The organism is Cutibacterium sp. (assembly GCF_030525615.1).
Lineage (GTDB): Bacteria > Actinomycetota > Actinomycetes > Propionibacteriales > Propionibacteriaceae > Cutibacterium.
Window position 1 is genome coordinate 376,816 of record NZ_JAUNEJ010000001.1, and the last position, 12,407, is coordinate 389,222.

The 12,407-nt window shown below is 60.4% G+C and carries 13 protein-coding genes and 1 pseudogene; 7 read left to right on the top strand and 7 right to left on the bottom strand.

All coding sequences use genetic code 11. The features are described 5' to 3' along the window. Positions 1 to 11 precede the first annotated feature (11 nt). From Q4B98_RS01730 to Q4B98_RS01755, 6 genes are all read left to right on the top strand, one after another. Positions 12 to 1,205: a MoxR family ATPase gene (locus Q4B98_RS01730; RefSeq protein WP_303195591.1), complete on the top strand. Its 1,194-nt coding sequence runs from the start codon at positions 12 to 14 to the stop codon at positions 1,203 to 1,205. Positions 1,206 to 1,253: 48 nt separating this feature from the next. Continuing rightward, positions 1,254 to 2,258 carry a DUF58 domain-containing protein gene (locus Q4B98_RS01735; protein WP_303195593.1) on the top strand — a complete coding sequence of 335 codons (1,005 nt, stop codon included), beginning with the start codon at positions 1,254 to 1,256 and terminating at the stop codon, positions 2,256 to 2,258. Then, positions 2,255 to 3,229, top strand: a complete 975-nt coding sequence (locus tag Q4B98_RS01740; RefSeq protein ID WP_303194991.1) for a VWA domain-containing protein — start codon at positions 2,255 to 2,257, stop codon at positions 3,227 to 3,229. The genes Q4B98_RS01735 and Q4B98_RS01740 overlap by 4 nt, the downstream gene beginning before the upstream one ends. Then, the gene (locus Q4B98_RS01745; protein ID WP_303194992.1) at positions 3,220 to 4,182 is read left to right on the top strand and encodes a VWA domain-containing protein; all 963 of its coding nucleotides are present in this window, start codon (positions 3,220 to 3,222) and stop codon (positions 4,180 to 4,182) included. Before Q4B98_RS01740 ends, Q4B98_RS01745 begins: the two co-directional genes overlap by 10 nt. A 34-nt stretch (positions 4,183 to 4,216) precedes the next feature. After that, positions 4,217 to 4,936 (top strand): YggS family pyridoxal phosphate-dependent enzyme, encoded by a 720-nt coding sequence (locus tag Q4B98_RS01750; protein ID WP_303194994.1) that lies wholly within the window; start codon positions 4,217 to 4,219, stop codon positions 4,934 to 4,936. A gap of 74 nt (positions 4,937 to 5,010) precedes the next feature. Beyond that, positions 5,011 to 5,514 (top strand): DUF3145 family protein, encoded by a 504-nt coding sequence (locus Q4B98_RS01755; RefSeq protein WP_303194996.1) that lies wholly within the window; start codon positions 5,011 to 5,013, stop codon positions 5,512 to 5,514. 62 nt (positions 5,515 to 5,576) lie between these two features. Here the strand turns inward: Q4B98_RS01755 and Q4B98_RS01760 are convergent, their stop codons facing one another. The 6 genes from Q4B98_RS01760 to Q4B98_RS01785 all read right to left on the bottom strand — a co-directional run bounded on the left by Q4B98_RS01760 (position 5,577) and on the right by Q4B98_RS01785 (position 10,559). Beyond that, a complete protein-coding gene (locus Q4B98_RS01760) occupies positions 5,577 to 6,851 on the bottom strand; it encodes a beta-ketoacyl synthase (RefSeq protein ID WP_303194997.1) in 1,275 nt (424 codons plus the stop codon). Positions 6,852 to 6,916: 65 nt separating this feature from the next. Continuing rightward, entirely contained in the window at positions 6,917 to 7,162 is a 246-nt protein-coding gene (locus tag Q4B98_RS01765) for an acyl carrier protein (RefSeq protein WP_303194998.1), read from the bottom strand. A 65-nt stretch (positions 7,163 to 7,227) separates the two neighbouring features. Next, a complete protein-coding gene (locus tag Q4B98_RS01770) occupies positions 7,228 to 8,235 on the bottom strand; it encodes a beta-ketoacyl-ACP synthase III (RefSeq protein WP_303194999.1) in 1,008 nt (335 codons plus the stop codon). Next, positions 8,232 to 9,104, bottom strand: coding sequence for an ACP S-malonyltransferase (locus Q4B98_RS01775; RefSeq protein ID WP_303195595.1), 873 nt, complete (start codon positions 9,102 to 9,104; stop codon positions 8,232 to 8,234). Before Q4B98_RS01775 ends, Q4B98_RS01770 begins: the two co-directional genes overlap by 4 nt. Positions 9,105 to 9,267: 163 nt before the next feature. Further along, positions 9,268 to 10,197 (bottom strand): 2-dehydropantoate 2-reductase, encoded by a 930-nt coding sequence (locus tag Q4B98_RS01780; RefSeq protein WP_303195001.1) that lies wholly within the window; start codon positions 10,195 to 10,197, stop codon positions 9,268 to 9,270. After that, positions 10,194 to 10,559 (bottom strand): NifB/NifX family molybdenum-iron cluster-binding protein, encoded by a 366-nt coding sequence (locus Q4B98_RS01785; RefSeq protein WP_303195003.1) that lies wholly within the window; start codon positions 10,557 to 10,559, stop codon positions 10,194 to 10,196. Before Q4B98_RS01785 ends, Q4B98_RS01780 begins: the two co-directional genes overlap by 4 nt. A 267-nt stretch (positions 10,560 to 10,826) precedes the next feature. Here Q4B98_RS01785 and Q4B98_RS01790 point away from each other — a divergent pair. Beyond that, positions 10,827 to 11,185: pseudogene (locus Q4B98_RS01790) on the top strand (MFS transporter); the annotation flags it as partial. Between the two features lie 10 nt (positions 11,186 to 11,195). Here the strand turns inward: Q4B98_RS01790 and Q4B98_RS01795 are convergent. Next, positions 11,196 to 12,368 carry a CdaR family transcriptional regulator gene (locus tag Q4B98_RS01795; RefSeq protein WP_303195596.1) on the bottom strand — a complete coding sequence of 391 codons (1,173 nt, stop codon included), beginning with the start codon at positions 12,366 to 12,368 and terminating at the stop codon, positions 11,196 to 11,198. Positions 12,369 to 12,407 lie beyond the last annotated feature (39 nt).

The following is a 12,407-nucleotide window of genomic DNA, read 5'->3' on the forward strand; positions in this document are numbered from 1 at the left end:
GTTCTTGGGCTGTGGCACGGTCACGGTATCGTGAGTGCGGGCCCGTCACGGGTCTAGCGCAAGCCAGGCAGGAGACGTTAGTGAGCACCCAGCATTACTCGGATGGCCAAGACATTGGCAAGGGCAATCAGGATGCCCCAATGTCCAATGACGAGGCAGCCCGCCTCATCGGCCAGGCCATCGGGCAGGTTCAGCGGGTCATCGTTGGTCAAGAACGCATGGTCGAACAGCTCATGGTCGGTGTGCTGGCCAAGGGCCACATCCTTCTTGAAGGTGTCCCTGGTGTGGCCAAGACTTTGGCGGTGCGATCTTTCGCGACGGTTCTCGGCGGTGATTTCGCTCGCGTGCAGTTCACCCCCGACCTTGTCCCCTCCGACATCGTTGGTACTCGGATCTACTCAGCGTCCAAGGAGACCTTCGACATCGAGCTCGGCCCGGTCTTCGTCAACTTCGTGCTTGCCGATGAGATCAACCGAGCCCCTGCCAAGGTGCAGTCAGCCATGCTTGAGCTCATGGCGGAAAAGCAGGTGTCCATTGCCGGACAGACCTTCCCCGCCCCGCACCCCTTTAGCGTTATCGCCACCCAAAACCCGGTGGAGTCTGAGGGCGTCTACCCGCTCCCGGAAGCTCAGCGAGACCGTTTCCTGCTCAAGATCGACGTTCCCTACCCGCGCGGCAATGAGGAATTCGAGATCCTGCGTCGAATGAGTGTCAAGGCACCTGAGCCTCAGCAGGTGCTCACTCCCGAGACTGTGATAACTCTGCAAGACATGGCCTCCGACGTCTTTGTTCACAATCTGGTCGCTGAATACGTGGTTCGGTTGGTGCTGGCCACTCGAAATCCTGGCGATTTTGGAATGCCGGATCTCGCTAATGTCATCCAGATCGGCTGCTCCCCGCGAGCCACCCTTGGCCTGGTTGCTGCTGCTCGCGCCCTGGCTCTTGTTCATGGCCGGGACTACGTTCTTCCTACTGACGTCCAGGCCATTGCCGTTGACGTCATGGCTCATCGTCTGGTGCTGAGCTTCGACGCCATCGCCGACAATGTTTCGGCCTCCGATGTTATTGAGCGGGTCGTGGCCATGGTCCCGCCGCCTACCCCGGTGTGGAACGAGGAGCAGCGCCAGACCTCCCACCAGCAGCACAGTTACTCCGAGAATCTGGACCAATACCCCGCGCCGACGACTCCGCCTGCTCAGTTGTAAGGCGGCCCCATGACGCGACCGACATTCCGTGATCCGCAGCCACCTTCGGTGGCGCAGACCTTGGTGAACCCGCCCACCGGGGCGACTGTGCAGCTCAACCAGCTCGCCCCCGAGGCTGCGCTGCGCCGCTTGGAGCTGACGATTGTGCGCCGTCTGGAGGGTTTTCTGCACGGCGATCATCTCGGTTTGCTCCCTGGCGCTGGTGCGGATGTCAGTGACGCGCGTCCCTACGAGCCTGGTCAAGATGATGTGCGCATGATGGATTGGGCTGTTACGGCGCGAACCACCGTTCCCCATGTGCGAGAGACTATCGCTGACCGCGAACTCGAAGTATGGGCCCTGCTGGACGTCACCGGCTCGATGAACTGGGGCACCGTGTCCATGACGAAACGGGATTTGGGTATCGCGGCGATTGCCACCGTTGGTTTTCTGTCCCAGCGCATGGGGGACCGCTTCGGTGGACTCATCATGAGGCCAGACTCAGTGCGTCGGCTGCCCGCTCGCGCCGGCAGAACCGCCCTGTACGGTTTGTTACGCGCGATGTTGACTGAGCCCATCGTCGCTGACAATGCCGCTGGAGACATGACACTCGCTAAAGGAATCGAAAATGTGGCATCCTCAGGCCGACGTCGTGGTATGAAAGTCATTGTTTCAGACTTCCTTACCCCGGGAGACAACACCCTGGACCCCAATGACCATCCCGAGTGGGAGCGTTCCTTGCGTCGGCTGTCAGTTCGCAATCAGGTGTTGTGCATTGAGGTCGTTGACGCTGCCGAGGTTGACTTTCCCGATGTAGGTGACGTCATGGTACGTGACCCAGAAACGTCCTTCGCCCACTACGTCAATACGGCTGACAAGGCCACTCGAGAGCGTATGAATGCTGCCTCGCGGGCCCAACGTGAGCGGGTCGCAGCTGCCATCCGCCGAGCCGGAGCCGGCCATCTCCAGCTGCGCACAGACTCCGACTGGGTGACCGATATAGCCCGCTTCGTGCTTGGGTATCGCCGTACTGCAGCGATTCTGCACCAGCCTCCACAGGGGGTGACGAAGTGACGCCGTTGTTTCTAGGGCTGCCCGAGGTCAAGACCCCGTCAGTGTTGTGGCTGCTGCTCATCGTCCCAGTGTTGTTGGTCTTGTACATCGTGGCGTTGCACCGCAGTCGATCAACCGCCATGCGGTTCACCAACACTGCAATTCTCGGCTCGGTTATGAGCAGGCAGCCACAGTGGAAGAGGCATGTCGCTGTCGGTGCCGCATTGGCGTGCCTGGCGACGACCACCTTCGCGTGGGCTCGCCCAATGGGTATTGAGAAGGTACCCCGCGATCGTGCCACCATCGTTGTCGCTGTTGACGCCTCCTTGTCCATGAAGGCTGATGACGTCGCGCCCAATCGTCTCGCAGCTGCGAAGGCCAAGGCGAAGGACTTCATTAACAGCCTGCCGTCCGGGTTCAACGTGGCGGTTGTCAGTATTGCTGAGCATCCCGAGATCCGGATGCCACCGTCAACCGATCGCTCCACTGTCCTACGCGCCGTCGACGGTATCAACCTGCAGGACGGCACCGCTCTAGGAGGGGCGATCGATAAGTGTCTCGAGGCGGTCAAGATGGCTCCCGGCGCCAAGGACTCTCAGGAACCCATACCGGCAGCAATCGTCATGCTCAGTGACGGAGGCAACACCCAAGGAGGTTCCCCCCTGGTGTCGGCCAACCGGGCCGCAGCCGCCAAAGTGCCGGTGTACACCATCGCTTTCGGAACCGAGACCGGATACGTCGACCTCGACGGGAATCGGGAAAGGGTCGCTCCCGATACCAAGGTGTTGTCCGCCATAGCCGACCGGACTGACGGCCAGTCTTGGACTGCGGACTCGGCTGACAAGCTTCAGGAGGTTTACAAGCAGGTGCACTCGTCGGTGGGTTACGAACCTGTCAAGAAAGAAGTGACGGCAACGTGGGCCTTCTATGCCTTCTGCTTTGCCATCATTTCAGGCTTGGCGACACTGTCGGTGGCGGTGAGATGGCCATGATGACCCTGATTGCATTCGGACGTCCGGGACGACTGTGGTGGCTGTTGGTTCCGCTTGCATTCCTTGTCGTCTACCTGATCGTTGTCATCTGGCGTCGTCAGCCTCGTCAAAGCCGCAACGAACTCAAGAGTCTGTTGCCCAGCTCTCGACCATGGAAGCAGCACCTGGCGATGGGGTTGTCGGTGGTGTCGATGGTTGCGATGGTGCTTGCATTCGCCCAGCCGAAGGCCTACCACGATGTGCCACGGGATAGGGCCACGATCGTTGTCGCGATAGACGTCTCGAAATCCATGGTGGCCACCGATGTCGAGCCGTCCCGGCTGTCTGCTGCCAAGACCGCTGCCAAGGATTTTCTTGGTGATCTGCCGCCTCGGTTCAATGTCTCGCTGGTGAAGTTTGCGGCGTCGGCCCAGATCGTGGTGCCGCCCACTACTGACCGGGCTGCGGTGTCGACAGCGATCTCGAACCTTCAAGTGTTGCCATCCACCGCTATTGGTGAAGGGATTTACTCCTCCCTCAACGCCTTGAAACTGGTGCCGGACGATCCGAAGCACCCGGGACAGAAACCTCCTGCGGCAATCGTGCTGTTGTCGGACGGAGCCACCAACGTGGGGCGAACCTCCCTTCAGGCTGCCAAGGATTCCGGACACGAACACGTGCCGGTCTACACCATCGCCTATGGCACGGCGAGCGGGTATGTCGTCGAAGGTGGTCAGCGTCAGCCCGTTCCGGTTAATCACTATGAGCTGGCTGCGGTGGCGAAGGCTTCTGGAGGAGAGAAGTTCTCTGCGGAATCTCTCGGACAGCTCTCCGATGTCTACAAGTCAATTGCTGAATCGGTTGGCTATGACAAGGTTTTTGGGGAGGTCACTGACAAATATGTTGGTGTTGCCTTGGCACTCATGGTGTTGACGGCGGTCTCCGTCGTCACCTTATGCGCCCGTTGGCCCTGATCCGTTGCTCGACGTCTTCACAAAAGGAGTTCTTATGAGTGTGGCCGACAAACTGACGGCGGTACGTCATCGCATTGACCAGGCATGCCGCGCCTGTGATCGCGACCCGAGTGAGGTGTCTCTGCTGCCGGTGTCCAAGACCAAGCCGCCGAGCATGGTTGAGGAGGCCTATCGCGCGGGATATCGTCTCTTCGGCGAGAACAAGGTGCAGGACGCCTTGGCCAAGTCGGAACTCATGGATGCCGATCACCCCGGGCTGGAGTGGGCGATTATTGGCGGTTTGCAGACCAACAAGGCCAAATATGTGGCCCGATTCGCCAGCGAGTTCCAGGCCCTTGACTCTCTCAAGGTGGCTCGCGAGCTGGACAAGAGACTGCAAAAAGAAGGACGCCAACTTCGGGTCCTGGTGCAGGTGAACTCCTCGGCTGAGCCTCAAAAGTCTGGGATTTCTCCCGAGGAGGCCGTCACTTTCGCCAAGGAGCTGGCCGCTTTTGACTCCTTCGAGGTGCGAGGCCTCATGACAGTGGCCCTCAACAGCCCTGATCCTAAGGCGGTCGCCGAGTGCTTCGACGTTGTCGTTGGAGTGCAGGAGAAATTGCGTCAAGAGGTCAACGAGGTCTCCAACTGGGATGAACTATCCATGGGAATGTCGGGTGACCTGGAGATCGCGGTCGCACACGGATCTACCCAGGTCCGCATTGGCACAGACATTTTTGGAGCCAGAACCAATCCTGAGGAGATCTGGCGTCCTTGAGTCTGGTCGTCTATCGTTAAAACGTCCGTACCGCACCACTGCAGGGGAAGGCACGTGGTACCGGGAGGACGATCGTGGAAACAACACAGTTGGCCAGTGGAACCCTTTTCATCCACTCGGCACCGACGGCATTGCGCAGCCACATTGAATGGGCTGCCGATGTCGCATTTGCCATGCCTGCGCCGCTGCGCTGGACCATACAGCCGGTGGAACCCGGAAGCTGGCGGACAGAAACACCGTGGCGTGGTGATGTTGTTGCTGCTGGCAAGTTCATCTCCACCCTGGCGGCATGGCAGCGGGTTCGGGTCGAAATGACAGTAGAAACCGGCGCCGTTCCGCGCCGGTGGAGCGTCACCCCAAGGCTGGGAATCTTTTCTGCCCATACCGACGAGGCCGGATCGGTTGTCGTCGATGAGATGAGGCTACGTGCCGCCATCACGGCGTCCCGAAGAACAGGGCTGCGCCTTGAGGACGAGATCTGTGACCTGCTCGGTGAACCCTGGGATGTTGAACTGGAGGCTTACCGGGCGTGCGACCCTTCTCTGGACGTCTCATGGCTTTCCCGCGAGGTCGGGTGACATCGCACCCGATCATGTAATCATGCAGGGACCCAGGTGCTTCTCTCGCCTTGGTACTTCTCTCAGCGGTTGGCGTTCGCGTTGGTGAACACCAGAGTGACGTTGTGCCCGCCGAACCCAAATGAGTTGTTGAGGGCGACGAGGTCGCCGGAGGGCAGGTCAGTAGTCTGCGTGGCGATGTTGACCTTGAGGTCCTCCTCGAGCTGATTGATGTTGATGGTTCCGGGAACCTTGCGATCCAGCAGAGCCATGACCGAGGCGAACGATTCGAGGGCACCGGCCCCACCGAGCAGGTGGCCGGTCATCGACTTCGTACCCGTGACAAGCACATGGTCGGTGGCGTCTCCCAGTACTAACGCGATGGAGTGGGCCTCAGCGGTGTCACCGAGTGGAGTTGAGGTGGCATGGGCATTGACATGGTTGACGTCGTGGGGGACAAGACCTGCCGAGTGAAGTGCTTTGCGCATCGCAGAGGCCTGGCCTGAACCCGTTGGATCTGGCTGAACGATGTCGTGGGAGTCGGCGGAAATACCTGATCCTGCGAGGGTGCCGTAGATCTTTGCACCGCGGGCCTTGGCGTGCTCCTCGGTTTCGATCACCATGATTGCTGCACCTTCGCCGAGGACAAAACCGTCACGGTCGACATCCCACGGGCGGGAAGCGTGCTCCGGGTCGTCATTGCGTGTCGACAACGCCTTCATTTGAGCAAAGGCGGCTATCGGCAGCGGGTGGATGACGGCCTCGGCCCCACCGACGACGGCAATATCGGCTCGTCCCAGGCGGACCTGGTCGAGTCCGAGAGAGATGGCCTCGGAGGAGGAGGCGCAGGCCGACACCGGGGCGTGGACGCCAGCCTTGGCATGTACCAACAGACCAACGTTGGCGGCCGGAGCGTTTGCCATGAGCATTGGGACAGTGAACGGGCTGACCCGTTTGAATCCTTTGTCCTTTTGGATGTCCCACTGGCCTAGCAAGGAGTGCAGACCACCGATACCAGTGGCACAGCAGACGACGAGACGCTCAGGATCGATACCGTTGGAGTCACCGGTTTCGTCGTCGGGATCGGGAAGGTCCAGGCCGGCGTCGGCCCAGGCTTCCTTGGCGGCAACGAGGGCCAGTTGGCTGGACCGGTCCAGGCGACGAGCTTGCGGGCGCGGAATGTGATTTGTTGGGTCGTCTACCGCTGTGGCGGCAAACGTGACAGGCACGTCGTCAGCCCAGTCGAAATCGAGGTCACGCACTCCATTCCGACCCTCCAGCAGTCCCTGCCACGTGGTGGGGGCGTCAGGCCCCAACGGTGTGGTAGCCCCGAAACCAGTAATGACGACGTCGCTCATAAGTTCTCCAGTATCGATGGTGGGTGGTTAGTGCCCGGGGTAGGTGCGCCCCGGGCACCCCAGAATCAGCCCTTGTGCTCGATGATGTAGTTAACGGCGTCGCCAACAGTCTTGATGTTCTTGGACTCCTCGTCAGGAATCTCAACGCCGAATTTCTCCTCACAGGCATAAATGATCTCGACCATGGAGAGGGAATCGACGTCGAGGTCATCGACGAAGGACTTTTCAAGGGCGACCTCGGACTGGTCAACACCGGTGATGTCGTTGACGATGTCAGCCATGTCGGCGAGGATCTGGTCTTTGTCGGCCATGATGGTTGTTCCTTTTCTCGTGTTTTCCTCGGGCCGTCGACCCGAAGTCTGTGGGCGTATTCCGACTATGCAGATGAGGGCAGTCGGACGACCTGACCGGCGTACACCAGTCCGGCCCCAAAACCGATGATGAGAGCGAGGTCACCGCTGTGGGCTTCGCCACGGCGAAGCATACGGTCAATGGCGATCGGCACGGACGCTGCGGAGGTATTTCCCATGTCGGCGATATCGTGGCAGACGGTCACTGATTCAGGCAGCTTGAGGTGACGGCATATCACCTCGGTGATTCGGTCGTTGGCCTGGTGAGGGATGAAAACGTCGAGGTCTGCGGGGGTGATTCCGGCTTGAGCCACCGCCTCGGCGGCACGCTTGGCGACATCGGTCATGGCCCACTTGAAGACCGCACGCCCTTCCATGTGGATGAGCGGATGAGTTTTCTTGCGATCGGCGCTGGCAACGGACCAGTCCTCGATCTCGATGGTGTTGAGTTTGTCGGAGCGTGATCCCCAGACGACCGGGCCGATTCCCGGTTCGTCGCTGGGGCCGATGACCGCAGCGCCGGCTCCGTCAGAGAAGAGGAAGGCAGTGGAGCGATCGTCAAGATTGGTCATTTCGGAAAGCTTCTCGACGCCGATGACGAGCACGTAGCTTGCGGACCCGGTGCGGATCATGGAATCGGCCACAGCAACCGAGTAACAGAACCCTGCACAAGCACCATTGAGGTCAAAGGCGGCAGCGTTCCCTAGGCCAAGTTCGCGGGCAATGTAGGTAGCCAAGCTTGGGGAAGGGTGGTGGTGGGAGACAGTTGCGACGATGATGGCGTCAATCTGTGAGGTGTTAAGCCCAGCACGTTCCAGGGCAGTGCGAGCAGCCTCAGTACCCATCGATAATACGGTTTCAGAGTCGGTGCCCCAGCGCCGCTCGGTAATACCGGTGCGCTGCTCGATCCACTCCGGGGTGGAGTCGATCATGGTGCACATTTCCTCGTTGGTAACCACACGTGATCCACGGGCAGAACCTACCGACAAGAACTTGGAGTACCTGTCAATTGGGCGGGCTGTGATGGCTGTCATGCGTTCTCCTTACCAGCATGGGCCGCGATGAACTCGCGGGCAGCCGGAATCTGGTCAGGAGTGTTGAGATTGAACAGCTCAACCCCTTTGAGGTTGCGCTTGGCGATACCCGTCAGGGTGCCAGCGGGAGCCAGCTCCAGCAAGCCGGTAATACCGCGCTCGGCCATGGTCTCCATGCAGAGATCCCAGCGCACCGGGTGAGCAACCTGATGAACGAGACGATGAGCGAACTCGCGTCCATCCGTGATGACAGCGCCGTCGCGGTTCGACAGCAGAGTCACCGATGGGGTGGTCGTTGGCATGGCAGCGACGATTTTGCGCAGGTGATCGACTGCTGGCTCCATGTGAACAGTATGGAAGGCGCCAGCAACCGACAGTGGGAAGAGTCGGGTGCGAGCGGGAGGTGCAGCAGCGAAGGCCTCGAGCTGCTCGACGGTGCCGGCGGCGACGATCTGGCCTTTGCCATTGTGATTAGCGGGGGTGAGGCCTGCAGCCTTGATAGCAGCCAGGACATCGTCAGGGTTGCCGCCGATGACGGCAGTCATCGAGGTTGTGGTACCGGTGGCGGCCTCCGCCATGGCGCGTCCGCGCTCACGAACGAGCACCATCGCAGCCTCGGTGGAGAAAGCCCCGGCGGCAGCGCCGGCTGCAATCTCGCCGACAGAGTGGCCCGCCAGCAGATCTGCTTTGGAGAAGATCTCCGGATCGACTGACCATGCGGTCGCGAGAGCAGCGGCGACAAGCAGGGGCTGGGCGACGGCGGTGTCCTTGATGGTGGCCTCGTCGGAGACCGTGCCGTGAGTCACCAGATCGATGTCGGCCACCGCAGACAGCCATGCGAGGTGGTCTGCAAATGTGGGGTCAGACATCCAGTCGGATAGGAATCCTGGTTTCTGGGCACCCTGGCCTGGAGCGACTATTGCGAGCACGTCTCCACTTTGCCTTGTGGTTGGCTTTCACGCGAGACGTGGAACCGACGAAGCACTAGAGGCTCACCTTGTAGGGTTCTCACAAAGAGGCAGGGGGGTTCCTCTAAAAACCGGATGTGTACCCGCGATTTTCGGCTTCCCGACGTCCCAATACGGCGGCAATGACGTCATTGACGGGAGTATCGACACCCACCTCGTCCCCCAGTTCGGGAACAGCCCCGACTTGGGCCGCATACTCGCTGGGTCGTCCAGCAAGGATGTCACGCTGGAAGGAGGTCGTCGACGCGGGGTCCTGCCCGGCGAGGAATGTGAGGTTTTTCGTGACGAAGTCATCGGCGATCTTGGCCCCGTGTCCTCGAGCGACCTGAACTGTCTCGGCGATACACCGGGCGAAGATGTCGCGGTAGGTGCTGAGCAGGTCACCGAGGGCGACGTCAAGGACGGCCCCGCACGCTCCTTGAGGAACGACCGAACACATCTTGACCCACAGCGTGGTGGTGATGTCGTCGGTGATGGGGGAAACGATACCGGCCTTCTCGCAGGTGGCCCGCACCTCGTCAATGATCGGATTGGGGGAGTCATCCATGGTCGAGACCTCCAACATGCGAGGCCCACCCAAATCCATGATGAGACCCGGCTCAAGGATCTTGACCCACTCCCGACAAACACCGGGTGCTACGTGCTCGGCGCCGACAATCTCGGACAGAATCTGTGGCGCAATGACGCCATTCTGAGTCGTGACGACGAGGGTGTCAGATCCCATGAGGGCTGGGAGATGAGCGCGAGCGGCATCGGCTAACTGGAAGGTCTTGGTGCAGATGAGCACAACGTCAACCTGTCCGATCTCGGCAGCATTGTCGGTGGCGGGAACGGTGAGGGTCAGCTCGGTATTGCCAACGATTCGCAGCCCATGGTTGCGGATCGCTTCTAAGGTCTGGCCTCGGGCAATGAAAGAAACATCGACTCCCGCGTCAGCCAGCACCCCACCGTAGAAAGCGCCGATGGCTCCGGCGCCGATCACGGCTATTCTCATGATTTCTCACCATCCTTGGTGGCCGATAATGCGACCACCATGGCCTGTTCGACCGACTCACGGGCGTCAGGGAGAGTGGCCGCCAGCAGCGGAATCTTCATCGCTGCCAGGGTACGCTGCATTCCCATCCCAGCGTGAGTGGCCACACACGCTGCGACCTTCTGGTCGCGCAAGAAACGGACGATTCGAGCGTGATGACTGCCCTCGGTACCCTCGTCGTGGAGACGGTCCCATTCGACGTCGAAGGTCTGCCATTTCGTGATGTGGCCGTTGTCATCAACGTGTGCGACGGCCACCATGGGTGCTTTGCCGAAGCGAGGCTCCACAGAGCCGTCCGGGCGAACCGGAATCATGACGTTCATACCATGAGCCTAACCCGGCAGAATCCTCAAGAGCTGGCGTCGGAGTTCAGGTTTTGTCTCTGTCAGGTCATAACTGCGACGTATGAGGCATATCGTTAAGCCTCGGATCGGGCAATCGGTGCTGATTGGTTCCCGAAGTTTCTCTTTGAGAAGGTGGTTTTCATGGCGTCGATGGGGACGAAATCTGAGGGTCACCCATCTGCTGACACGCTGGGGCATCGTTAGATTCAGCGTGCTGTGTTCATCGCGGTGACGGCTGCTGCGCTATATCAGGTGACGTGCGTCATCGGAATTATCCTGGGCTATCTGATCGGTTATGCCCTTCTGCCCACTGACACTTGGCGTTGGATTCTTGGCGTCGCGGCGATCCCGGCATTCATCGTCTTTCTCATGCTCCTACGTACTCAGGAGACCCCGGACGGGAATATCCACAATGATCGTGGCCACCATCATCCTCATCGTGACCTATATGGTGAGCGGGTCCCAGGGTGGGGCTGTTGGTACTGGCACTACTGTTCCTGCTGCGTTACGCCCCGGAAACCTCCGGTCGTACTCTCGAGGAGATCCAGGACTACTGGAACAACGGTGCGCGGTGGCCCGAGGACGATTCGGCTGCAGCGAGGTGAGTCCGAGACGTCATTTCTTCAGTCGACCTAGGGTGATGGCCAGCCTGAGGACATAAGCCTCGCGCGGGTCGGAGGGGGAATACCCAGTGATGTCTTGGATTCGCTTGAGTCGATAGCGCACCGTGTTCGGGTGAATGAACATTGATCGCCCGGTTCCCTCCACCGAACAACCGTGGTCAAGAAAGGAAACGGTGGTGTCCATGAGGTCCCCGCTGGCAGCAGCCAATGGGTTGTAGACCTCTTCGACGAGCCATGCGCGGGCTTCCTCATCACCAGAGAGAACCCGTTCAGGAAGAAGATCGACGGCAGCCATCACCCGTGGTCCTTCGGGCCAGGCACGGGCAGCCCGAGCCCCCGACAGCGCGGCGCGGGCGGAGATCGGAGCCAAGGTGAGGTCAGCGACGACCGGCCCGACGACGATGGGCCCGGGTCCAAAATGCCCGGCCAAGGCCTCGGTGGTAGCCACGGTCGCGGTGTCGTCGACAAGTTTATGACTGGAGAGAATGACCACCAGACGATCAGATTGCAGGGCTGCCAGGACCGTGATCTGCATTCTCTCCCCGTCCCGACGCAGCACATTGAGTTCGTGGAGTTCGTGCTCGATGGTCGGAGCTCGGCCCACCACGACGCACAGATTGACACCGGGACGCCATCCTAGGGTGGAGGCGCGGGAGACGAGTTGCTCGTCGGCGTCGGCACGAACGACGGCGTCGACAACGAGGGATTCCAGTCGTTCATCCCAGGTGCCGCGACGTTCCGCGGCTCGTGCGTACACTTCGGCGGCCGCGAAGGCGACCTCGCGGGAGTAATGGGCTATTGCGGTACGCAGCACTTGGCGGTCTCCGCGTGGCATCTCGGTCTCAATCCGATCCTCGACGACATCGAGGGTGGTGCGGACAAGCTCAACGGTCTGGTGCAGGGAAATCTTGCGAGTCATGGATCGCGGAGCCACGTCGAAGACGTCGATGGGGGAGTACGGTTCGGCGTCATCATCGGCGAACCACCGCACGAAACCATCGATTCCGGATCGGGCCACGATCGAAATCCACGACCTCTCCTCGGCTGAGAGGTCCCGGAACCAGGAGTGTCGTCGGCTCATCTCCTCGAGGGTGGCAGTCGTCATGGCGGAGGTACGTGCGGTCAGACGCTTGGCAATGGCCCGGCGAGTGCGATCAGAGGACATAACAGTACGACCGGTACGCGACGTTTGCCGAGTGGACGT

Coding starts and splice junctions, on each gene's coding strand:
- Q4B98_RS01765 (WP_303194998.1), bottom strand. CDS start 7,162: ATGGCCGACAAAGACCAGATCCTCGCCGACATGGCTGACATCGTCAAC.
- Q4B98_RS01745 (WP_303194992.1), top strand. CDS start 3,220: ATGGCCATGATGACCCTGATTGCATTCGGACGTCCGGGACGACTGTGG.
- Q4B98_RS01795 (WP_303195596.1), bottom strand. CDS start 12,368: ATGTCCTCTGATCGCACTCGCCGGGCCATTGCCAAGCGTCTGACCGCA.
- Q4B98_RS01775 (WP_303195595.1), bottom strand. CDS start 9,104: ATGTCTGACCCCACATTTGCAGACCACCTCGCATGGCTGTCTGCGGTG.
- Q4B98_RS01770 (WP_303194999.1), bottom strand. CDS start 8,235: ATGACAGCCATCACAGCCCGCCCAATTGACAGGTACTCCAAGTTCTTG.
- Q4B98_RS01760 (WP_303194997.1), bottom strand. CDS start 6,851: ATGAGCGACGTCGTCATTACTGGTTTCGGGGCTACCACACCGTTGGGG.
- Q4B98_RS01780 (WP_303195001.1), bottom strand. CDS start 10,197: ATGAGAATAGCCGTGATCGGCGCCGGAGCCATCGGCGCTTTCTACGGT.
- Q4B98_RS01750 (WP_303194994.1), top strand. CDS start 4,217: ATGAGTGTGGCCGACAAACTGACGGCGGTACGTCATCGCATTGACCAG.
- Q4B98_RS01785 (WP_303195003.1), bottom strand. CDS start 10,559: ATGAACGTCATGATTCCGGTTCGCCCGGACGGCTCTGTGGAGCCTCGC.